This window comes from Alkalihalobacillus sp. FSL W8-0930 (assembly GCA_037965595.1).
GTDB lineage: Bacteria > Bacillota > Bacilli > Bacillales > Bacillaceae_D > Alkalicoccobacillus.
In genome coordinates, this window is the sequence record CP150183.1 from 1,818,399 (window position 1) to 1,839,734 (window position 21,336).

The following is a 21,336-nucleotide window of genomic DNA, read 5'->3' on the forward strand; positions in this document are numbered from 1 at the left end:
ATACACATGAATATCATGCCGCTTAAAGGAATTCACCATGTATCGGCCATAACTGCAAACGCAAAAGAGAATTTACACTTTTATACCGAAATTCTAGGTATGAGGTTAGTGAAGAAAACAGTAAACCAAGATGATACTTCTGTTTATCATTTGTTTTATGCGGACGAACGAGGAAATCCTGGTACAGACTTAACATTTTTTGAGATCCCGCATGCAGGTACAACCTATGAAGGAACAAACAGTATTAGTATGACATCATTGCGAGTTGCAACAGACGAAGCGCTTGATTATTGGGTAGAGCGCCTTGAACAGTTTGATGTACGACACGAAGGAATTAATGAAGAATCTGGACGAAAAACGTTAGCTTTCCGTGACTTTGAAGGCCAACGCCTGCAATTTGTATCAGATGAACATAACGAAGGAGTAGCTGGAGGGAAGCCTTGGGATAAGAGTCCAGTTCCAGTTCAACAAGGAGTTGTAGGACTAGGTCCGGTCAGGTTAACAGTTAGTCGTCCTGATGTGACAGCAAGAATCTTAGTTGACGTCATGGGCTTCCGCGAAGTACGTTCGTACGAAGAAAAAGGAATCACTCCTGCTATTCGTGTTTTTGAAACGGGAGAAGGCGGTACAGGTGCAGAGATTCATTTGTTAGAACGAAATGATCTTCAACGTGAGAGACCTGGAAGAGGAAGTGTTCATCACGTGGCTTTCCGTGTTGAAAATCAAGATGAACTAAATAAATGGGTTGAGCACATTAGTGCATCAGGATTACCAAACTCTGGTTTTGTAGAGAGATATTATTTCCGTAGCTTATATTTCAGAGAAGCAAATGGTATCTTATTTGAACTCGCAACGGACGGTCCAGGATTTGAAGGAGATGAACCATTTGAAACACTTGGTGAGAATCTTGCTTTGCCTCCTTACCTTGAAAACCAACGTGAGCAAATCGAAGCAACTATTAAGCCGCTTAATACAACAAAAGCGTAACAGAAAAGGGGTTTTGTCTTATGCATCATGAGCATATCTTTAAAAAAGGTAATGATTCAAGCTTACCAACACTTATTTTGTTACACGGTACAGGTGGAGATGAAAATGACTTACTTCCTATTGCAGACATGATTGCACCGGATGCCTCGATTTTAAGTATTCGTGGAAACGTCTCTGAAAATGGTATGCCACGATTTTTCAAGAGACTGGCAATGGGCGTATTTGATAAAGAGGATTTGGCAAAAAGAACGGAAGAACTGCACGCATTCATCGTAGATGCTGCCAAAACCTATCAGTTTGATGTCGCGCGTACAGTTGCGATTGGCTATTCAAATGGGGCAAACATCGCCGCAAATGCTTTATATACCATTCCAGACTCATTTTCAGGTGCCGTTCTTCTTCATGCCATGCAACCGCAAGAAGCCGTTCAACTGAGTTCACAAATCCATTCATCTGTCTTTGTAAGCTCAGGGAAAAGAGATCAAATGATTCCTTCTATAGAATCCGAGAAACTAATCTCTACTTTAAGAGAAGCTGGAGCAGAGGTAACAGAGTATTGGACAGAGGGTGGACATGAGTTAAGACGAGAAGAAATTGAAGAAGCCAAAAAATGGTTTGATTCATTTAGTAAAGCTTAAAAAGAAGAGCAATTGATTCTTAACGGAATCAGTTGCTCTTCTATTTTTAAATTACTGTTGATCGATGGTCGTAGTATTTGACTAACTCTACGCTCTTACGCACATCTGTGTAAGAACGTGCGAAATTCCTGAAAGTAGTTGACTTTCTTTAAAAGGATTTATAGTATTAAGGGGCTTCAAAGACTTATTTCCTGCTAGAAAAGAGGGTCTATTATGCGAGAAAACAATGAAAACGAAGAGCAATTATCTAAGCGGAAAAATTGGATTTTATTTAGTGTCATTGGAATTATAACGTTAGCTGTTATTTATTTAGCCATTTTTCAGGATGTATGGTACAGAGTTGTTGTTTTGACTGTGTTAATCACTGGTGGCATTCTACTGTATCGACAGCTTGCAGCGATTCAAGTGCTCCTGCAGCAAAAAGAAACAGTCGCAGAGACGACAAGTTTAGCTGAAGAAGCGCCCCTTTCAGATCCTGAGTTGTTAGAAAAAGAATCAGAATTGCAGCAGTTAGATCTGGAACGCACACAAATGTTTGAAGAGTTATTAAGCCGATCATCCATTGAAGAACATGAAAAAACGCAGTATCGAGAAAATATGGCGTATAAAACGTCTGAGACTTCTCGAATAAGAGAAGAACTTGGTCATGCTCCTAGCAAGCTACAATTAGTGTATGAAGGAACAAAAAAGTACTTTGTTAAAGATAACCCAATGAAAGAAATTGCTGCATCACTTGATTCAGAAGTGATTGAAAATGGGACATTGTCTGAGTTGAATGATGAAATCCAGCGAATGATCCCAAGGCTGTCTAGAGAAAGCTTACAATCACTTGAGAAATCAAGCTATATGGACGAGTCGTATAAGCTTACTCGCTCTGGCTACAAAGAATTGGTGCAGGCTGCAGAACAAATTAAATCATAATGAATAGGCGAGCACTCCGTTTTCGGAAGCTCGCCTTTTTGTTACGAATCCATAAATTCTAATAAAAATAAGAAAACACACCATTCAATTTCTATTTTCATTCTCCGAGTAACGCCTGACGAATGCCATGAAATACATCTGTATTATCAATATGGCCATTAAAGAGAGAAGCCTTTGGCCCATATGCATAGATTGGTACATCTATAGCCGTATGGTCAGTACTAGTCCAAGCCATCCCTGCTTTTTCACTAACTAATGTATTGATTGCAAGCTTTGGATCTTTAGAATCTTTAATGTGATCTAATTCCTCTGTTGTAAAGCTCATAGAGGTTTGTTCAGTCAATACGTCTTCAAGATTTGAGTAACTACGATCAACTAAAGAAAGCATGTCTGCTCCAGTCATGTTCACTTGCTGTAAATTTGCTGGGTTGAACTCGTCATTTGGTTGAATAGACAAACCACCAGTATCATGGTCACCAGCCATCACAATTAGCGTTTCTTGGTCTTCTTCTGCAAACTCAAGTGCCACTTTTACAGCTTCTTCAAAGGCTTCTGAATCTTTCATGGCATATGTCGCATCATTATCATGGCCAGCCCAGTCAATCTGACTTCCTTCAACCATTAAGAAAAATCCTTCTTCTGATTGCGACAAATGATCGATCGCGAACGATGTCATTTCCGCGAGAGAGGGCTCGGTTGGAAGTGGACCAAAATCAGGCTCAAGCGCTTCATCTGCAAATAATCCAATATACTTTTTTGATGGATCTGCCTCTGTTGAAAGAAGGTTTCGTTTTGTTTCCATATATGTAAATCCATTTTGCTCAGCTTCTTGAATTAAATCTACACCGTCTTCTCTGATGCCACCTTGTTCAGGTGCCAAGAATTGCTCTCGTCCACCACCTAAAAGAACGTCAAGGTGATCATGATGAACAAGCTGCTTTGCGATCCCTTCATAATCGTTACGACCATCAACACTTGTTGCAAAGGCAGCAGGGGTCGCGTGAGTAATTGTAGATGTAGCAACTAATCCATTTTTCTTGCCGGCTTGTCCTGCTAGATCAACAATGGTTTGAAGCTTTTGTCCATCAGGTGATAAGCCTATTACACCATTATTCGTTTTCACTCCAGTGGCAAAGGCTGTTCCGGCCGCGGCTGAATCGGTAATCATTGAATCAGCAGAGTGAGTGGAAATCATCCCAGTAAGCATTTTGTGTTCTTCCCAAACTGGTACACCATCTTCTTTATACAGACGATAGCTGTCTGCATAAGCTGTAGAGAATCCATCAGGAATTAAAAAAATCGCATTTTTTACAACGGTATTTTCTGAACTCTCTGACCCACCTGAGTCTGATCCATACGCGTGGTACAAAGGAAAAATAGAAGCCGTGACAAGTGTTGCAGCAGCAAGTGCGATACTCATTTTCTTTTTCAACGAAAGAATCCTCCTTTTTGAATGGGGTACAAGTTCATTCTAACAGGAGGTTGTGTAGTGCATATTTGGTTGGTGTTAACAACTATTGAACCAATGTAAAGGTCAGGTGCGTATCTTTACAAAAAAAGTCGAAAGCTTAAGCAGCTTTGTTTTAGCGAAGACACTGTTCCAATAGCAGCAAGTCCATAGCAAACACCCATTAAGATGCCTAACACAGAGCTTTGACGATAGGTCATACATTTTGATAAATATAACCCTGCTGCAAGCCACCATGACGGGAGGAACGGAAGCTTAACATAAGAGATTCGGTTTAATAATTGTCCAAGTAAGCAAAGAAGAGGGGCGAAGAATTCAATGTCAATAACGGCAGTTTGAACGAACGTAGTGATCACCCTGCTCGCTCCTTTTTTGTGTTTTTTTGTAGTATGCTCAAAATAAAATGACTTATCCGAAAAAAGTAAAAATACCTATGATATACTACAAAAAAAGATAAGGGTTGGAGGGAGAGCAATGTCTGATATCGTCATTAAACTGAATGGAGTAAGCTTTCGGCGGCAATCAAAATCAATTCTTGAGCAAGTTAATTGGCACGTACATAAAGGAGAGCACTGGGCTATCTTAGGAGCAAATGGATCGGGGAAAACTTCGCTACTGAAATTAATAACTGGCTACGAGTGGGCAACAACCGGGTCAATCGATGTATTAGGTGAGAGATTTGGTCATACTGCAGTGCATGAACTGCGAAAACGAATTGGCTGGCTAAGCGCATCACTTGATGAGAAATACCGAAATTACGAAGGTCTTTCTTGTGTGGACGTGATTATAAGTGGAAAATATGCATCTGTTGGCATACATGAATCAGTTGGAGAACAAGAGATTGAAGAAGCGTTTAAGTTAGCTGATGAAATGGGCCTTAATGCAGTTACCCATTCACCGCTCAGGACTCTTTCGCAAGGGGAACGGAAAAAAACGTTTTTCGCTCGGGCATTGATGTCAGCACCAGAAATTGTGATTGTGGATGAACCAACCAGTGGGTTAGATTTAGCTGCTAGAGAGCATTTTCTATCGAAGCTAGAATCTATACATACCAAACAGATTAGTCCAACGCTCTTATACGTAACCCATTATCCAGAAGAGATTATTCCAGCTGTTACTCATGTGCTACTACTAAAGAATGGACAGATTGTAGCAGCCGATAAAAAAGAACAGGTACTCACGGATGAGCTTTTGTCGTATGCTTTTGGCATGCCGATTTATGTAAACTGGAGAGACGAGCGCCCGTGGATTCAAATTGGTTCAACTGCAAAACAGGAACTGAAGCAATGAAGGGAGCTTGCGTAACCTTACGTCCACTTAAACAAGAAGATGCGGAAGATCTACTCAATGTTCATATTCAGAACAAACGTTTTTTTGAACGATTTTCGATGGAACGACCACAGAATTACTATACATTAGCTTTTCAAGAGCACGTGATTTCTCAATTTAATGAGCTTGCTAAACAAGGCCAGGAATACCACTATGCGATTTGTTCAAACCAATCAAACCAACTTGTAGGAGTAGTGGACCTTTTTCAAGTATACAGAGGACCGTTACAACGAGCGATGATCGGCTATTCTGTCAGTCAAGCTGAAAATGGAAAAGGCTATGCAACAGAAGCTTGCCGTTTACTCTCTGAATATGCTTTTACAAACCTGATGCTACATCGTCTCGAAGCTGCTGTATTGCCATCAAATCAGGCGTCCATTCGTGTCCTAGAAAAATCAGGTTTTATTAAGGAAGGAACAGCTAAAAAGAGCGTACGGATTCATGGCACGTGGGAGGACCATTACATATTTGCTTGTATTAATCCGATTCATTAAGGAGTGTGATAACAAATGTCAAACCAACCACAAACGGTTCTTATTTTCCTATTTAATGAAGTGGAAGTGTTAGATTTTGCGGGTCCCTTTGAAGTCTTATCGCTAGCTCAAAAAAATAACCAGCCATTCTTTAACGTAAAAACCATCTCTGAAACAGGGGAGGCCGTTCGAGCTCGAAATGGATTAACTGTTCAACCGGATTACAGTTTTGAAACATGGGAGGGTGATCCTGATCTTGTTATCATACCTGGGGGATACGGGGCCAGAGAAATCGAAATTCATAATCAACAGGTTCTGACGTGGATTAAAGAGATGAATGAACGTACCAATATTCTCGCATCTGTCTGTACTGGAGCCTTACTTCTTGCAGAGGCAGGACTTTTAACCGGAAAACGAGCAACTACGCATTGGGCGAGTCTTGACCGGTTTGAAACAGACTTTCCTGATGTATCTGTTTGGCGTGATGTGAAATTCGTAGATGAGGGGAAAATTGTCACCTCTGCTGGCATTTCTGCAGGGATTAACATGGCTTTTCATCTCGTAAAAAAGCTAGTAGGAGTTGAAAGTGCTAGAGAAACCGCAAAACGTATGGAGTATGACATTCTACTATAATTAGAAAAAAGGCGACCCTTTAGTAATAGAGGTCGCCTTTAAGTGTTATTCTGCGTAGCTTTCTTCAAGCTGAGTAATAAGGTCGCCGACATAGTTTACAGCTGTTCGAATCGTATCTGGATTACTCATATCTACTCCTGCATCAGCAAACAGATCTAGAGGAGATTTCGTTCCACCAGCTTTTAACATGTCTAACCAACGGTCAATAGCAGGCTGTCCTTCTGCTTCAAACTGTTTGTAAGCAGCTGTGGAAGCCGTTAACCCTGCGGAATAAGTATATGGATAAAGGCCCATATAATAATGAGGCTGCCTCATCCAAGTGCGTCCTGCTCCTTCATCTAATTGAACAGAATCACCCCAGAAACCTTCAAGTACTTGGTTTTTAGTCAGACGAAGAGTAGTAGCCGTTAACGGTTCTCCTGCAGCAGCCAATTCATAAACGCGTCTTTGGAATTCTCCTTCAAGTAAATGTGTAACAAAATTATGATAATACGTTCCTAGGAATTGCAGGATGACCCAACGTTTCATTTGGGGATCATTTGTCTCATTTAATAAATGATTACCGAGAATTAATTCATTCATCGTAGAGGGTCCTTCAATGTTATATAGAGAAGGGCGTACAGATGACAAAGGCTGATGCTGATTCGCTAAGTAGAAATGACCAGCGTGGCCAAGTTCATGAGCAAGCATAAACGCTCCGCGCATGTTTCCAGTCCAAGTCATTAAAATATAAGGGTGAGCCCCATATGGACTTGAACAAAATGCACCCGTTCGTTTTCCGATGTTACTCGAGCGATCAACCCAGCGTTCATTTAATGACTTTTCTAACATATCTGAGTATTCAGGTCCCATCACTTTCAAGGCTTCCTGAATCAAATCAGATACTTGTTGGTAGGTTGTCTCTGGTTGAAAGTCAGGATCAAGTGGTGCTTTTAAGTCACAGAATTTTAATTCGTCTAAGCCTAGGACACGTTTTTTTAATTTCGCAAATCGCTGCATGTGAGGAGCGAGCTCATTATAGATAATATCAAGCTGATTAGTGTACATCTCTGTACTCACTTTTTGTTCATGAAGTAGCATCTCAGTAGCAGACTCATAGGATCTAAGTCTAGCAAGCGTCACATGTTTACCTACTTCTGTGGCATATGTTTGTGCGTACGTATTTTCATAGCTTGCTAATGTTTGATCAAATGCGAGATATGCATTTCTACGTTCTTCCGTATCAGGTGACAGTTCATATTGATCCTCAAATAAAGCAAAAGAAAGAGATTTTTCCTCGCCGTCTTTTCCTTTAAATGTAGGGAAGCTCATGTCAGCTGACTTACTAGCAGAATAGATTGCATACGGAGAAGAAAGCGTTGGGTAAAGTGCTTGTAATGCTTTCTCAGTTTCGGCATTAAGAGCATAAGGCTTCTTTGATAGAATCGTGTCCAATAAAACCCGATATTTTGATAAACTAGCTTGTTCTTCTCTAAACTGTGTAAGTGTAGAGTCAGGAATAGCCATAATTTCTGATTCAATAAATGATAAAGAAGCAGAGATGTCGGCTAGAATGTCTGTGGCTACTGCGTAGTCTGCTTGAGCAGACGCGTTCGTCCCATCAACTGATAGTTTTAAGTTTGCGTATGTAGAAATAAGAACGACTTGCTCCATAATGGATTCTCTTGCTTCTAAGCAGTTTAGAAGATTTTCAGAGCGCTCCGCGAGCTTTCCTGCAAAGCTTTTCACACCTGCAACGGCTGGTGCTAACGAGTGCAGTGCTTGCTCCCATAATTCTCTAGTTTCAAAAAGATCAGTTAAGTCCCATGTTTCAGAATAATCAATCTCTGAACGGTGTTTTAATGTACTCAATTCTTCATTCCTCCTTTTTATTCGCAAAGCGAATTAAATGTAGTATACACTAATTTTCTGTATAAGTTTAGCGTGAAGTACTAGGTCTGCCTATAGAAAAACAAACAAACATTCGCTACAATAGAGTGAGAAGATGATTAGGGGTGCATGTATGTTTAAGGAAAGTTTACAGCAAATAGTACGTGACCTTAAAGAAAATCCTTCTTTTAGGGAACAAATTGTACATTGGCATGAACTCGAAGCAGTGGAAGCGAAGACAAAGGCATTTCCACCGGATATGAATACGAAGCTTGTTCAGGCATTGCAACGAAGAGGAATTGGAGAATTATATACACACCAGGAAGCGGCATATAGAGCTACTCAAGAAGGCGAGAATATTGTAGCAGTCACACCTACAGCTTCAGGGAAAACCTTGTGTTATAATTTACCTGTATTACAAAAAATCTCTGAAAAACATGAGAGTAGAGCGTTATATATTTTTCCAACAAAGGCATTGGCTCAAGATCAGATGAGTGAATTAAACGAACTGATTGAAGAGATGGAGGTGCCAATACGCTGTTTTACATACGATGGAGATACAGCTCCATCTATTAGACAGGCTGTTAGAAAAGCAGGGCATGTTGTCATAACAAACCCAGATATGCTTCATTCCGCTATATTACCGCATCATACAAAGTGGGTTTCTTTTTTTGAGAACCTTGAATATGTAGTCATAGACGAATTACATACGTATCGTGGTGTGTTTGGTAGTCATGTAGCAAATGTCATTAGACGTTTAAAACGAATCGCTGCGTATTATGGAGCGAATCCGACGTTTATCTGTACTTCAGCGACGATTGCGAACCCTAAAGAACTAGCTTCAGAGTTAACTGGGAAGCAAATGCGTTTAATTGATAATAACGGGGCACCTAGAGGAAAAAAGCATTTTATCTTTTATAATCCACCGATTGTGAATGAACCTTTAAATATCCGCCGAAGCGCGACGGTGGAAGTAAATGAATTGGCCAAGCGTTTCTTAACAAACGGCATTCAAACGATTGTATTTGCCCGTAGCAGAGTCCGAGTTGAAGTTATCTTAAGCCACTTACAAGAATTAATTAAAAAGCGGTTTGGACCGGATACCATTCGAGGCTACCGGGGTGGATACTTACCTAAGCAGCGTAGAGAGATTGAAAAAGGGTTACGTAATGGTGAGATTCTTGGTGTAGTAAGTACAAATGCATTAGAGCTTGGTGTAGATATTGGGCAATTACAAGTGTGCTTAATGACAGGATACCCTGGTTCTATTGCATCAGCTTGGCAGCAGGCAGGAAGAGCGGGAAGAAGGAAAAACGAATCCGTCATCATTATGGTGGCAGGTTCCACGCCAATTGACCAATACATAATCGGCCATCCAGAAGCGTTTTTTGAACGCTCTCCTGAGTCTGCGAGGTTAAATCCTGACAACTTAATGATACTGATTGATCACCTTAAGTGCGCAGCATACGAGCTTCCATTTAAACAAGGCGAATCGTTTGATGGCGTTGAAATCGAAGAAATTCTTGAATATCTTGCAGAGCATCATGTCCTACATGAACGTGCCGAGAAATGGTATTGGATGAATGATGCCTTTCCGGCGCATGGAATTAGTCTTCGTTCTGCTTCTCAGGAAAATGTGGTCATCATCGATCAAAGTGATGTAACAAACCATACGGTGATTGGTGAGATGGACCGATTTAGTGCGATGACCTTATTGCATGATGAAGCGATCTACTTACATCAAGGAGTTCAGTATCAGGTTGAATATCTTGATTGGGACGAACGAAAAGCCTTTGTAAGAGAGGTATCTGTTGAATACTATACCGATGCTAATCTGGCTGTGAAGTTAACGGTATTAGAAGAGGATGAGCGAAAGTCACATGATACAACAAGTCTCTCGCTTGGAGATGTTATGGTTAATGCCAAAGCAACAATATTCAAAAAGATTCGAATGAGTACATTTGAAAATATCGGATCTGGTCCCATTCATCTTCCTGAAGAAGAACTGCATTCACAAGGAATGTGGATTAGCTTTGCCCCTACCTTAGTTAATCAATTTGGTGAGGCTGCTCTTGAAGCAGCACTTATGGGACTAGCTCATGTATTGGGAGCGGTTTGTCCAGTTTTTGCGATGTGTGACCGAGCGGATATACATGTGGTTCCGCAGATTAAAGCGGATCATTCTGAACAGCCTACTGTATTTATCTACGATCGATATCCGGGAGGGATTGGGCTTTCAAAAGAAATCTACCAAAAGATTGATTCAGTCCTACAGCATGTTGACGAATTGATTTCATCTTGTTCGTGCCAATCAGGCTGTCCATCATGTGTAGGCGCAGAAAACCAAGTTCCTCCATTAAACACTAAACAGTTAGTCAAACAATTACTAAAGGAATGGCTGACAGATCCTTATTAAGTCCACTATTAACAATCAGGAGAGATGAGTATGAAAAACCTGCAAATTAATGTTTTTGAAACGAGTGATGTTCATGGTCACATCATGCCCCACAGGTACCGCACGGAAGATGACCTTCCACTTGGTTTAGCGAAAATCAATACGTTAATAAAAAAAGAGCGTGAGAAACATCCTCATGTTTTTGTCATAGATAATGGTGATTTGATTCAAGGCACACCACTTACAACCTATGTATCTAAAAAGGATTCAAGCAATCAGCACCCTTTAATTCGTGCAGCTAACATAGTAGGGTATGATGCAGCGATCATGGGTAATCATGAATTTAACTTCGGGATGCACACATTAAATCAAGCTGTAAGTGATTCTGCTTTCCCTTGGCTTGCAGCAAATATAGTAAATGAAGAAACAGGCGGGTGCTACTTTGGCACCCCTTATGTACTAAAAGAATTTGAGGGTGCTAAGGTTGCTTTATTAGGACTGACAACTCAATATATTCCGAATTGGGAGGATCCCAACCATATTCAAGGACTTGTTTTTAAAGACTGTGTAGAAACGGCCAAACAATGGGTTTCTTATATTCATGAACATGAACAGCCTGATGTGTTAATTGTTTCATATCACGGAGGATTTGAACGAAATCCAGTTACTGGTGAGCCTGAGGAAAAAGAAACGGGAGAGAACCAAGGTTATGCCCTGTGTCATGAAGTAGATGGAATTGATTTATTGTTAACAGGTCATCAGCACCGTTTACTTACTGGTACGTGTGGTGATGTTCCGATACTGCAACCGGGAAACTTCGGTTCAACTGTAGGAAAAGCGACCATTCAGTTAGAAAAGAAAGAGGATCAATGGACCATTAGCAGCATTGATACCGAGTTAGTAGAATTATCAGATACAAAAGCTGACTCAGAAATTGTAGAAGCTACAAAAGAAATTGAACAAGAAGTACAGAACTGGCTTGATGAACCAATTGGGTTTGTTGAGGGAAGCCTGCGAATAGAAGATGCTTTTCACGTTCGTATACAAGAGCATCCTTTTACTGAGTTTATTAATAAAGTGCAAATGGAAGCCTCGCAAACGGCTATTTCAAGCACAGCACTCTTTGACAATACGTCAAAAGGATTCCCTGATACGATAACCATTCGTGATGTGATGTCTAATTATATCTATCCTAATACATTAAAGGTTCTAGAAGTTTCAGGGGACGATTTAAAAGCAGCTCTAGAACGAAGTGCAAATTACTTTATGTTAACGGAAGGGGAGCCAGAAATTAATCCTGACTTCTTATACCCTAAACCGCAGCATTATAATTATGATATGTGGGAAGGGATTAATTACACAATTGATCTTAGGAACCCTGAGGGCGAACGAGTCGTTCAATTAGAGGAAGCGAATGGCAACCCAATTAAAGGTGATCAAACCTACGAAGTTGTCATGAGTAACTACCGTGCAAGCGGTGGTGGGGAATACAGTATGTTTAAAGACAAACCGGTTGTACGAGAAATGCAGGATGATATGACGGACTTAATTATTCAATACGTTCAAAAGCATAAGACCATTTCTTCTGAAGTGAATCAAAACTGGAAAGTTATTTGGAAGTAAAAAAAAGCAGATCCGCGAAATGGATCTGCTTTTTTGGTTAAACGAGCCTAGCTCGTATTTTACCTGAAATAAAGTCAACTAAGGTAATCATGACAATAATACCAAGTAAGATAATTCCCACTCGTTCCCAGTCTCGTACTTGTAAGGCAAAAATTAGAGGCGTACCAATTCCCCCGGCACCTATTATCCCTAAGATAGAGGCTGCACGAATATTTACTTCAAATCGATACATAACGAAATTCAAATAACTTGGTAAAATTTGAGGGACAACCGCGAACCATAAGGTTTTTATCGGGTTGGCACCTGTTGCAATTAATGCTTCAGTTGTACTTAGATTCACACTTTCCACATCATCAGAGAATAGCTTACCTAGCATCCCAATTGATCCGATTCCAAGAGCTAATACCCCGGAGAAAGAACCAGGACCTACAGCTTTAATAAAGATTAAAGCGAAGATAATGTCAGGGAACACGCGAATAAAACTAAGAATGAATTTACCAAATTGTGAAATCACTCGAGACTTTACAATATTACGAGCAGCTAAAAAGGCAAGTGGAATACAGAATACAGCTGCGATGAATGTACCAAGAATGGCGATTGCTAATGTTTCAAGTAGTTTATTCAACAGTCCTTCGCCATCAGGATCGTACACATAGCCCCAATCAGGACTAAATAACCCTTGGAATATTGCACTAACAATTTGGCCTGATGTTTCTTTTACTTCAATCGTAGGTAAACCTGCAAATGCCCAAATATAAATGAGCATCAGAATAATCACAACAACAAAACGTGTAAAGATCTTTTTCTTTTGTGGGTTCATGATAATTTCTCCCTTAGAGACGTACTGATAAAATCAATAATCAGTACAACAATCAAGGTATATAGAATAATGGTTGACACTCTAGCATAATCAAAGAATCCGAGTGCTTGGTCATAATACAAACCAATCCCACCTGCTCCTACAAGACCGAGTACAGCAGCTGCACGTACATTTACCTCAAATGAGTAGAGGCTGAATGATAAAAATTGAGCTGTTACTTGAGGTATAACACCAAACATGACTAATTTAACCTGATTTGCACCTACTGCGCGCATGGCTTCAAGTGGACCTTCATCAATTCCTTCAATCGATTCGTAGATTAGCTTTCCGATAATTCCGAGTGAGAATCCAATTAAAGCAAGAACACCAGAAAAGGCTCCAATTCCAAAGATTGCAACAAAGATCGCAGCTAGTAGTAAATCAGGAATCGTCCGAATTAAATTCAGTAACCAACGTGCAGGCACATTAATAAACGGCGTTTTCAAAACATTTCTTGCCGCAAGGAGTGCAAGTGGCAACGCAAGAATTGCACCAAATGTCGTTCCGAGAACGGCCATACGTATCGTCTCTAAAATTGGTTCGGTTATCCGAGTGAAGTACGCCCAATCTGGAGGGACCATCTCCTTGACGAGGTCCCACATATTTGGAGCACCTTTTTGAAGATCAGAGAATGAGAATCCAACATTGTATCCGCTGTACCAAAGAATTACTACGATAGCCAATGCAGAGAAGGCTTGTTTGGTTTTTTTCTGCCGATAACGTGAAGTAGATTTAGTTTTTGGAGAAGATGGACTCATGCATTTACACCTAGCATTTCTTTGTCGTCAATTGGACGTCCATAGATTTCAGCAAAGGCTTCGTCTGTTGCTTCTTCTACTGGTCCGTCAAAAACAATTTCACCAGCTCTTAAACCAATAATACGTGTTGCATACGCTCTAGCTAAATCAATAAAGTGTAAATTAACAATCGTTGTAATCCCTAAATCTTCATTAATACGTTTTAAGTCATCCATTACTTGCTTTGTCGTTAATGGGTCAAGAGAAGCGACAGGCTCGTCCGCTAGAATAATTTTTGCTTCTTGGGCCAAGGCTCTTGCAATGGATACCCGTTGCTGTTGTCCTCCGGATAATTCATCTGCTCTTGAGAAGGCTTTATCAGGTATATTCACACGCTCTAACGCTTTCATTGCAAGATCCTTGTCTTCTTTAGGGAAAAGACCGAAAATCATTTTTAAAGTAGAGTGATAGCCAACACGCCCTGATAAAACATTACGAAAAACAGAAGATCTCCTTACTAGGTTAAAGTTTTGAAAGATCATACCAATATCACGTCTAATTCGATATAATCCTTTGCCTTTTGCCTTCGTAATAGACTCTCCATCAATTAAGATTTCACCTTCACTAATCTCATGTAATCGATTAATTGAACGAAGCATCGTCGACTTTCCTGCACCGGATAAACCAACAATTACTACAAATTCGCCCTTTTCAATTGTTACATTCATATTATTAAGGCCTTTTGTTCCATTTGGGTACACTTTTGAAACATTTTTAAATTCGATCATTGATACATCCTACCTTCTATTAGGAATCGTAAAAGGCCGGTGATTCCGCATGGTACGGAACCACCAGCCACAAACATACAGTTACACTTCTTGACGACTCAGTACAGACTACTCTGTTTTAACTTTTTCGTTATACTCACGAACGGTTTCGAAATTGCTATCATCAGATTCTACATAACCTTCGTGTGTATATACGTCCTTGATAATTTCACGACCTTCTTCATCTTTACCAATGGCAATAAATGCTTGTTGGATTTTATCTTTCCACTCTTGATCCATGTCTGGAAGAACAGCGATTGTGTCGTTCGGAATTGGCTCTGTGAATTCAAGGATTTCAGTGTCTTCAAAAACAGTAGGGTAGTCACCCTCAACAACATTACGTGCATCTTGGAATGTTGCAGCTGCATCAACATCACCATTAAGCAGGGAAATAATCGCTTGGTCATGGCCTTTTAATGTAACAGGCTCTACATCTGTAAGTGGGTCAAGACCAGCGTCAATTAATACAGCTGCCGGCCAAACATAACCGGCTGATGATGTTACACTTTGGTAACCCATCTTTTTACCTTTTAGATCTTCAATACTTTCAATACCAGAATCTTTTTTCACGACAATTTGAGACTTATAGAAGTCTACTAATTCATCTGTAGGAGAACCATCTTCATCATTTACACCGTAACGTTGAGATTGAAGAATAACTTCAGCAGCTCCACGTTCTTCTGCTAAAACGTATGCAGTTGGAGGAAGAAAGCCTACATCAACTTGCTCAGAAGCCATAGCTTCTACAATGGTGTTGTAGTCAGTTGACACACTTACTGAAACTGGAATATCAAGCTCTGCTTCTAGTAAATCTTCAAGCGGCTTTGCTTTTGCTTCAAGTGAGTCAGCATTCTGAGAAGGGACAAATTGAACTCGTAATTCTTCAGGAACGTAGCCTGTTGCTTCTTCTGTACCTTCTGTACCTTCATCATTACCACCAGTTGTTGTTTCATCATTGTCAGAATCGCCACTACCACAGCCAGCAAGTAGTGCTGCAGCTAATGTAAATGTTAATCCAGTACCATACAAATGTTTTTTCATTAAAAAAGACCCCCTAATAATATGTATAAGATTAGCAAACAAACATCATTATAACAGAGCATTATTAAAAACATGTAAAATTTTTGTAAATGATAGAGTGATCATTAGATTATAGACTCAGGATCCTACTTTACCCTCCTATAGATCTACATTCTCCTGAAAAAGTATAGATTCATTAAATGGATTCTCTTAGTAAAGGTCTAACAACACTTACCAGTTTATTATACAATTTCTCAATTATAAGACAATAACTTTTGTAATAAAATTTATCAATCTCTATCATTATTGAAAAATGTGTGAAAGAGAAAACGTGGATAAGCAAACAAACATTCGCTATAATAGAAGGATATAAACGGTTAGCGAGGTTTTACTATGAATATTCGCTCAAAACTAAGTCGCTTAAAAGTCCATACGGGTATTGAAGAGAAAAGTAATCCATCTCAAAAAGAGAAAAGTAGGGGAGACTCTACACCTTTAACCGAGGTAGAACAGCAGTGGCAAACGTTTGGTGCCATGATAAAAAAACTTGATGAACAATATGTGATTGCTCGGGAAGTCGTTTACCCCTTATCGCAGCAGCACGGGGAGTATACGTTTCAACAGCTCTTTGAAGCTTGTTCACGTTGGAGCCAAGGTAATAGCAATCATCCACTTTCAGCAAGACACGTGGAACCGGATAAATTGATTTTCTTTGATACGGAAACAACCGGGCTATACACTGGAGCCGGTCATCATATTTTTTTATTGGGCTATGCACAGGTGAAATCAGACGGGGTTCATATTAAGCAATATTTATTACCGGGCCCTGAATCCGAAGCTGCTATGTATTACTATTTTTTAACTGAGGTTGATAACTTAAGTCATCTCGTTACTTATAATGGTAAAGCGTTTGATTGGCCCCAGGTAAAAACTCGCCATACGTTTGTCCGAGATCAGGTACCTAAGCTGCCTGCTTTTGGTCATTTTGATTTGCTACATGCTGCTAGACGATTGTGGAGTAATGAACTGCCCTCTTGCAAGCTGCCTATAGTAGAGGAACATAAATTAAACTTCATTCGTAAACATGATACGCCTAGTTATCTTGTACCAATGCTTTACTTTGATTTCGTGAAAGAGCAAGATCCATCTTTAATGGAAGGTGTTCTAAAGCATCATGAATGGGATCTGTTATCCTTAATTACTCTCTATTGTAAGCTTTCGTTTAAACTTACTGATCATCCTGAAGAGCAGTCTAATGAATCGGAATACTATGAGCTAGGACGTTGGTATGCGTCGATTGGTGAAGCAGAGCATGCGACCAAATTTTTAAAAAGAGGAATAAAGAGTTCGCGTGATGATATTGCGTCTAAGAGTATATATGAGTACGCTGATCTGTTAAAAAAGCAAAAGAACCTTCGTGAGGCCTTTACCTATTATCATAAATCCATTCACTTGAAATACCGAGTCACTGAAGCTGCTCTTGAGTGTGCAAAAATCATGGAGCACTCAGAAAAAGATCTATCAAGCGCCATTGATTTTACTCAAATTGCTATTGATGGATTAATTTCAGTTCCGATTAAGAAAAGAATAAGGCTTCAAACTGACCTGGAAAAGCGAATAGACCGTCTCGAATCTAAGCAAAGAAAATATTGAATCATTTCCTGGGGAAGCGCATAAACACTCATATTTCAGCATCTTTTGTGAGGATTAAATAAGAAATCTGTTTAAAGCTGTAGAATTTTGATTGATTAGGTAGTGGATTAAAGCCTTCTAAAGAGATTCACCTAAAATAGGTCATACAACTAGTACACAAATAGTGACATGAACATAGGTTATTAGTGATTCTAAATATAAAGGAGGCACTAATCCTATGTATGGAAAGAAAAAACACTGTAAACCTTGTCAATCATTTAACCCTTGCCCAACGTTACCTGCTTACACGCAAAAGCCTACAACAACAAAAATGATGCCTGCGGTCATCCATCCTACAAAGCATAGTGTAGTAGAAAAAACATGTGAGTATATTGTTCCTGAGGTTCACCCAACTCACACGGATTACGTAACAAATCATGTGTATAAGCACGTACACAGCTGCCCGCACACAGAAGCTAACCATCAAAATGTTAGCAACCAACAATTCATGGGTAACAACCCTGTAATGGGAGCACAAAGCAACATGCCTGTAATGGGAGCACAAAGCAACATGCCTGTAATGGGAGCGCAAAGCAACATGCCTGTAATGGGAGCACAAAGCAACATGCCTGTAATGGGAGCGCAAAGCAACATGCCTGTAATGGGAGCGCAAAGCAACATGCCTGTAATGGGAGCACAAAGCAACATGCCTGTAATGGGAGCACAGAACAACATGCCTAACTGGCCAGTAATGGGTGCACAATCTGGTAAAAAACGATAAACTAATGAGATAGAGTAAACTGTATCGGGTCCTATTCTGGGCCCGGTCTTTTTTAGGAGGATGCTATGAAAACTTTACTCGTTACTGGATACAAACCTCATGAATTAGGGATTTTTGATCAGAAACACATTGGGATTACATACATAAAAAAAGCATTACAGAAACGATACATCCCATTAATCGAAGAAGGGATTGAATGGATTATTATTAGTGGACAGCCTGGCGTAGAATTATGGGCTGCTGAATGTGCATACGAGTTAAAGGGATTATACCCTGAATTAAAAGTTGCCGTCTTACCACCATTTTTAGAGCAAGAAGGTCAATGGAAGGAAGAGTCCAAGGAAAGATATCGTGATGTGTTAAATCAAGCTGATTTTGTAAAACCTATTACGAATCGCGTATATGACAATCCGTCACAGTTACGGCTGAAAAATGATTTCTTAATTGAAAAATCAGATGCATTACTCCTTCTTTATGACCATGATCAACCAGGAACTCCGAAATTCTATTTGGAACCAGCACTAAAAAAACAAAACAGTGCATCAGACTATCCCATTTTTTATTTAACACCGGAGGATATTGAGGATGCTAGAAGAGAAGAAGAAATGGACTGGTAATTCTGAAACAGAAACAAAATTGACTTTTGACGGGACTTTTGAAAAAATATAAGTGAGATATTACAGTAAAGAAAAAGCAGGGGTGATTTGAATGAGCAATCAAGAGATTAAACATTCAGCAAAAGAAATTTTGAATAAAGACTTTAAAACAAGCATGAGAGGGTACAACCCAGACGAGGTAGACAAATTCTTGGATTCAATTATTCAAGACTATGAGCTCTATGAGAAAAAAGTTGAAGCGCTTGAGCTTGAGCTTCAACAGCTTCGTCAAGAAAATAAGAAGCTACAGGAAAGACCTGTAAGACAAGCATCAAGTCCAGCTCCTTCTTCAAATAATACGAACTACGATATTCTGCAACGTCTTTCAAATTTAGAGAAAAAAGTATTTGGAAGTAAAATGTACGAATAACCGAGGAGGGCTCCATAATGGTAGATGTTTATTTTGATGGAGCTAGCGCTGGTAATCCTGGTTTATCTGGAGCTGGGATTTTTATTAATTTTAAAAATGGAAAAGTTGAAGAGCATGCCATTCCGCTCTTATCTATGTCTAACCACGAAGCGGAATATGAAGCGTTTCTTTTTGCACTGAAACGATGCAGGGAGTTAAATCTATCAAATGTTTCGTTTCGAACAGATTCTCAATTAATTGATGATGCTGTTGAAAGAAAGCATGTAAAAAATGCCCTTTATAAACCTTATCTTGAAGAAGCTCTTGCGTTAATTGACCAATTTGACCTTTTTTATCTAAAATGGGTACCAAGTAAGGCTAATGGAAATGCTGATCGATTAGCCAAGCAAGGGATTGCAATCCAAAAGAAGAAACGATGAAATCAAAACTTGCTTTTCATCTCAAAACAAGCTATATTAGATAAGCGCGTTTGCGTATCAGGTTTAAGTTAAGCATTCAGGTGGCCGCTGTGCAGCAATGCATAGAGGAAAGTCCATGCTCGCACGGGCTGTGATTGCCCGTAGTGTTCGTGCCTAGCCAATTCATAAGCTAGGGTAGTCAGGTAACTGGCTAACGGCAGGAGAATTGCCTAAGTCCTTTTGGATATGGTAAACACTCCTTGAAAGTGCCACAGTGACGGAGTCCATTTGGAAACAAATGGAGTGGAACGAGGTAAACCCCTCGAGCGAGAAACCCAAAAATAGGTAGGGGCATTTTCTGATTTGGAACCAAACAAAATCAGAAGGACAGGAGCAACTCCTGTAGATAGATGGTCACCACCAGCGTACGAGGCTCATCACCGCTTGCAGTACAACGGTACAGAACATGGCTTATCGAGTGCTTAACGATGTTTGACTGATTAACTATTCATACGTGTAAAAATCCCTTTTAGGGATTTTTTTTGTTTATCTAGCTCCTTTATTGCATAAACACGTTTATGTATGTAAATTTTTGTTTACTTGTTCTGAAAATTCAATTAACATAAAAGGGACTTACATAGATATAGAGGGGGAAATCATTATGCTAAAAAAATGGGGTGCTGGCTTAACTGCATCTACTGTTATTCTAGCTCTAACTGCCTGTGGTAACGGAAATGAAGAAGGGACGGGAGGAGCTGACGATACGGAAGAAGCGTCATTTACAATTGGCGCCACTCAAATCTTAGAGCACCCATCCTTAGATGCAGCTTATAAAGGGTTTCAGGATGCACTTGAAGATGCAGGAATTAATGCAGAGTACTCGTTTCAGTCTGCTCAAGGGGATCCGAATAATACATCAACGATTGCAACAAATTTTGTTTCAGATGGAGTAGACTTAATTTTTGCTAATTCAACACCAAGTGCGATCAGTGCCTTGCAAGCTACGCAAGATATTCCAATCGTTTTTACTTCTGTTACAGATCCAGTTGAAGCCGGCCTTGTTACTGCACTTGACGAACCTGGTGATTTAATTACTGGAGTAAGAGATCTTCACCCAGAAGCGATTAGCGATACGGTTGCTTTTATAGAAGAGAATTTCCCTGATTCCACCATTGGTCTTGTTTATAATGCAGGAGAATCGAATTCGGTTGTTCAGATTGATGCGATCAAAGATGAAGTAGATAGTACTTCTTTAAGTACAACAGAACGAACGGTCGCAACGTCTGCAGATGTTCAATCCGCAGCAACGGCTCTCGCCGATGATGCAGATCTTATTTATCTTGTTACTGATAATACGGTGATTTCCGCATTGGAATCCATCGTTGGGATTGCTAACGATCGTGATCTTCCTTTAATTGCAAGCGATCCTGAATCACTTGATTCTGGAGCATTTGCTGCGTTTGGTGTGAATTTCCACACACTTGGTTACCAGGCTGGCGAAATGGCTGTAGATATCTTAAATGGAGATAAATCACCAAGTGAGCTACCTGTCCAATCTCCAGCTGATATCAACCTAGTAATCAATCGTGAGGCTGCAGAGGCACAAGGGATTGAGTGGAAGGAAGAATGGGAAGACGCAGCAAGCACATACGAATCAAATTGATAAGAATAGACCGACCTCTTTATTAGGTCGGTTTTACGTTTAAAGGAGAAGTGGTAC

21 protein-coding genes and 1 other RNA gene are annotated in these 21,336 nt (G+C 39.9%); 15 read left to right on the plus strand and 7 right to left on the minus strand.

The window, feature by feature from the left end; genetic code table 11:
• Nucleotides 1-6: 6 nt before the first annotated feature.
• The 3 genes from NSQ54_09685 to NSQ54_09695 all read left to right on the plus strand — a co-directional run bounded on the left by NSQ54_09685 (nucleotide 7) and on the right by NSQ54_09695 (nucleotide 2,546).
• Entirely contained in the window at nucleotides 7-987 is a 981-nt protein-coding gene (locus NSQ54_09685; protein ID WYP28345.1) for a ring-cleaving dioxygenase, read from the plus strand.
• Between the two features lie 20 nt (nucleotides 988-1,007).
• Entirely contained in the window at nucleotides 1,008-1,625 is a 618-nt protein-coding gene (locus tag NSQ54_09690) for an alpha/beta hydrolase (GenBank protein ID WYP28346.1), read from the plus strand.
• A 213-nt stretch (nucleotides 1,626-1,838) separates the two neighbouring features.
• Nucleotides 1,839-2,546 carry a hypothetical protein gene (locus tag NSQ54_09695; GenBank protein ID WYP28347.1) on the plus strand — a complete coding sequence of 236 codons (708 nt, stop codon included), beginning with the start codon at nucleotides 1,839-1,841 and terminating at the stop codon, nucleotides 2,544-2,546.
• Between the two features lie 97 nt (nucleotides 2,547-2,643).
• On the opposite strand, the gene NSQ54_09700 is transcribed toward NSQ54_09695, so the two are convergent.
• Both NSQ54_09700 and NSQ54_09705 read right to left on the minus strand, forming a co-directional pair.
• Nucleotides 2,644-3,978: an alkaline phosphatase gene (locus NSQ54_09700; protein ID WYP28348.1), complete on the minus strand. Its 1,335-nt coding sequence runs from the start codon at nucleotides 3,976-3,978 to the stop codon at nucleotides 2,644-2,646.
• A gap of 116 nt (nucleotides 3,979-4,094) precedes the next feature.
• Complete coding sequence (locus NSQ54_09705) at nucleotides 4,095-4,370, minus strand: hypothetical protein (protein WYP28349.1); 276 nt, start codon at nucleotides 4,368-4,370, stop codon at nucleotides 4,095-4,097.
• 118 nt (nucleotides 4,371-4,488) lie between these two features.
• Between NSQ54_09705 and NSQ54_09710 the strand changes: the two genes are divergently transcribed.
• Genes NSQ54_09710 through NSQ54_09720 form a run of 3 tightly spaced genes read left to right on the plus strand, consistent with a single transcriptional unit; the run spans nucleotide 4,489 to nucleotide 6,449 of the window.
• Entirely contained in the window at nucleotides 4,489-5,304 is an 816-nt protein-coding gene (locus NSQ54_09710; GenBank protein WYP28350.1) for an ABC transporter ATP-binding protein, read from the plus strand.
• On the plus strand, nucleotides 5,301-5,837 hold the full coding sequence (locus NSQ54_09715; protein WYP28351.1) for a GNAT family protein: 537 nt from the start codon (nucleotides 5,301-5,303) through the stop codon (nucleotides 5,835-5,837). The genes NSQ54_09710 and NSQ54_09715 overlap by 4 nt, the downstream gene beginning before the upstream one ends.
• Nucleotides 5,838-5,852: 15 nt before the next feature.
• Nucleotides 5,853-6,449 (plus strand): DJ-1/PfpI family protein, encoded by a 597-nt coding sequence (locus NSQ54_09720; GenBank protein WYP28352.1) that lies wholly within the window; start codon nucleotides 5,853-5,855, stop codon nucleotides 6,447-6,449.
• A 45-nt stretch (nucleotides 6,450-6,494) separates the two neighbouring features.
• Here NSQ54_09720 and pepF read toward each other — a convergent pair whose 3' ends face one another.
• Nucleotides 6,495-8,300, minus strand: coding sequence for an oligoendopeptidase F (gene pepF, locus NSQ54_09725; GenBank protein WYP28353.1), 1,806 nt, complete (start codon nucleotides 8,298-8,300; stop codon nucleotides 6,495-6,497).
• A 151-nt stretch (nucleotides 8,301-8,451) separates the two neighbouring features.
• Here pepF and NSQ54_09730 point away from each other — a divergent pair, with 151 nt between their 5' ends.
• Together NSQ54_09730 and NSQ54_09735 are read left to right on the plus strand one after the other, a co-directional pair.
• The gene (locus NSQ54_09730; protein WYP28354.1) at nucleotides 8,452-10,734 is read left to right on the plus strand and encodes a DEAD/DEAH box helicase; all 2,283 of its coding nucleotides are present in this window, start codon (nucleotides 8,452-8,454) and stop codon (nucleotides 10,732-10,734) included.
• Between the two features lie 30 nt (nucleotides 10,735-10,764).
• The gene (locus tag NSQ54_09735; protein ID WYP28355.1) at nucleotides 10,765-12,336 is read left to right on the plus strand and encodes a bifunctional UDP-sugar hydrolase/5'-nucleotidase; all 1,572 of its coding nucleotides are present in this window, start codon (nucleotides 10,765-10,767) and stop codon (nucleotides 12,334-12,336) included.
• A 37-nt stretch (nucleotides 12,337-12,373) separates the two neighbouring features.
• Here the strand turns inward: NSQ54_09735 and phnE (NSQ54_09740) are convergent, their stop codons facing one another.
• The 4 genes from phnE (NSQ54_09740) to NSQ54_09755 form a co-directional block, all read right to left on the minus strand.
• Nucleotides 12,374-13,156 carry a phosphonate ABC transporter, permease protein PhnE gene (gene phnE, locus NSQ54_09740; protein ID WYP28356.1) on the minus strand — a complete coding sequence of 261 codons (783 nt, stop codon included), beginning with the start codon at nucleotides 13,154-13,156 and terminating at the stop codon, nucleotides 12,374-12,376.
• On the minus strand, nucleotides 13,153-13,953 hold the full coding sequence (gene phnE / locus NSQ54_09745; protein WYP28357.1) for a phosphonate ABC transporter, permease protein PhnE: 801 nt from the start codon (nucleotides 13,951-13,953) through the stop codon (nucleotides 13,153-13,155). Before phnE (NSQ54_09745) ends, phnE (NSQ54_09740) begins: the two co-directional genes overlap by 4 nt.
• Nucleotides 13,950-14,720 carry a phosphonate ABC transporter ATP-binding protein gene (gene phnC / locus NSQ54_09750; GenBank protein ID WYP28358.1) on the minus strand — a complete coding sequence of 257 codons (771 nt, stop codon included), beginning with the start codon at nucleotides 14,718-14,720 and terminating at the stop codon, nucleotides 13,950-13,952. Before phnC ends, phnE (NSQ54_09745) begins: the two co-directional genes overlap by 4 nt.
• A 108-nt stretch (nucleotides 14,721-14,828) precedes the next feature.
• Nucleotides 14,829-15,800: a phosphate/phosphite/phosphonate ABC transporter substrate-binding protein gene (locus tag NSQ54_09755; GenBank protein WYP28359.1), complete on the minus strand. Its 972-nt coding sequence runs from the start codon at nucleotides 15,798-15,800 to the stop codon at nucleotides 14,829-14,831.
• Nucleotides 15,801-16,172: 372 nt separating this feature from the next.
• Here NSQ54_09755 and NSQ54_09760 point away from each other — a divergent pair, with 372 nt between their 5' ends.
• The 7 genes from NSQ54_09760 to NSQ54_09790 all read left to right on the plus strand — a co-directional run bounded on the left by NSQ54_09760 (nucleotide 16,173) and on the right by NSQ54_09790 (nucleotide 21,279).
• Complete coding sequence (locus tag NSQ54_09760) at nucleotides 16,173-17,432, plus strand: ribonuclease H-like domain-containing protein (protein ID WYP28360.1); 1,260 nt, start codon at nucleotides 16,173-16,175, stop codon at nucleotides 17,430-17,432.
• A gap of 217 nt (nucleotides 17,433-17,649) precedes the next feature.
• On the plus strand, nucleotides 17,650-18,192 hold the full coding sequence (locus NSQ54_09765; GenBank protein ID WYP28361.1) for a spore coat protein: 543 nt from the start codon (nucleotides 17,650-17,652) through the stop codon (nucleotides 18,190-18,192).
• 65 nt (nucleotides 18,193-18,257) lie between these two features.
• On the plus strand, nucleotides 18,258-18,809 hold the full coding sequence (locus tag NSQ54_09770) for an SLOG family protein (GenBank protein WYP28362.1): 552 nt from the start codon (nucleotides 18,258-18,260) through the stop codon (nucleotides 18,807-18,809).
• Nucleotides 18,810-18,900: 91 nt separating this feature from the next.
• Nucleotides 18,901-19,218: a cell division regulator GpsB gene (gpsB, locus tag NSQ54_09775; protein WYP28363.1), complete on the plus strand. Its 318-nt coding sequence runs from the start codon at nucleotides 18,901-18,903 to the stop codon at nucleotides 19,216-19,218.
• A 17-nt stretch (nucleotides 19,219-19,235) separates the two neighbouring features.
• Nucleotides 19,236-19,637, plus strand: a complete 402-nt coding sequence (locus NSQ54_09780) for a reverse transcriptase-like protein (protein ID WYP28364.1) — start codon at nucleotides 19,236-19,238, stop codon at nucleotides 19,635-19,637.
• Between the two features lie 72 nt (nucleotides 19,638-19,709).
• Nucleotides 19,710-20,095: RNase P RNA component class B (gene rnpB, locus NSQ54_09785), an RNA gene on the plus strand.
• Nucleotides 20,096-20,277: 182 nt separating this feature from the next.
• Entirely contained in the window at nucleotides 20,278-21,279 is a 1,002-nt protein-coding gene (locus NSQ54_09790; GenBank protein WYP28365.1) for an ABC transporter substrate-binding protein, read from the plus strand.
• Nucleotides 21,280-21,336 lie beyond the last annotated feature (57 nt).

Bases quoted from the DNA above. Each gene is read 5' to 3' on its own strand.
- NSQ54_09685 (WYP28345.1), top strand. From the start codon at position 7: ATGAATATCATGCCGCTTAAAGGAATTCACCATGTATCGGCCATAACT.
- gpsB (WYP28363.1), top strand. From the start codon at position 18,901: ATGAGCAATCAAGAGATTAAACATTCAGCAAAAGAAATTTTGAATAAA.
- NSQ54_09720 (WYP28352.1), top strand. From the start codon at position 5,853: ATGTCAAACCAACCACAAACGGTTCTTATTTTCCTATTTAATGAAGTG.
- NSQ54_09730 (WYP28354.1), top strand. From the start codon at position 8,452: ATGTTTAAGGAAAGTTTACAGCAAATAGTACGTGACCTTAAAGAAAAT.
- NSQ54_09770 (WYP28362.1), top strand. From the start codon at position 18,258: ATGAAAACTTTACTCGTTACTGGATACAAACCTCATGAATTAGGGATT.
- NSQ54_09765 (WYP28361.1), top strand. From the start codon at position 17,650: ATGTATGGAAAGAAAAAACACTGTAAACCTTGTCAATCATTTAACCCT.
- NSQ54_09755 (WYP28359.1), bottom strand. From the start codon at position 15,800: ATGAAAAAACATTTGTATGGTACTGGATTAACATTTACATTAGCTGCA.
- NSQ54_09715 (WYP28351.1), top strand. From the start codon at position 5,301: ATGAAGGGAGCTTGCGTAACCTTACGTCCACTTAAACAAGAAGATGCG.
- NSQ54_09695 (WYP28347.1), top strand. From the start codon at position 1,839: ATGCGAGAAAACAATGAAAACGAAGAGCAATTATCTAAGCGGAAAAAT.
- phnE (WYP28356.1), bottom strand. From the start codon at position 13,156: ATGAACCCACAAAAGAAAAAGATCTTTACACGTTTTGTTGTTGTGATT.
- NSQ54_09760 (WYP28360.1), top strand. From the start codon at position 16,173: ATGAATATTCGCTCAAAACTAAGTCGCTTAAAAGTCCATACGGGTATT.
- NSQ54_09710 (WYP28350.1), top strand. From the start codon at position 4,489: ATGTCTGATATCGTCATTAAACTGAATGGAGTAAGCTTTCGGCGGCAA.
- NSQ54_09735 (WYP28355.1), top strand. From the start codon at position 10,765: ATGAAAAACCTGCAAATTAATGTTTTTGAAACGAGTGATGTTCATGGT.
- phnC (WYP28358.1), bottom strand. From the start codon at position 14,720: ATGATCGAATTTAAAAATGTTTCAAAAGTGTACCCAAATGGAACAAAA.
- NSQ54_09790 (WYP28365.1), top strand. From the start codon at position 20,278: ATGCTAAAAAAATGGGGTGCTGGCTTAACTGCATCTACTGTTATTCTA.
- NSQ54_09780 (WYP28364.1), top strand. From the start codon at position 19,236: ATGGTAGATGTTTATTTTGATGGAGCTAGCGCTGGTAATCCTGGTTTA.
- NSQ54_09690 (WYP28346.1), top strand. From the start codon at position 1,008: ATGCATCATGAGCATATCTTTAAAAAAGGTAATGATTCAAGCTTACCA.
- phnE (WYP28357.1), bottom strand. From the start codon at position 13,953: ATGAGTCCATCTTCTCCAAAAACTAAATCTACTTCACGTTATCGGCAG.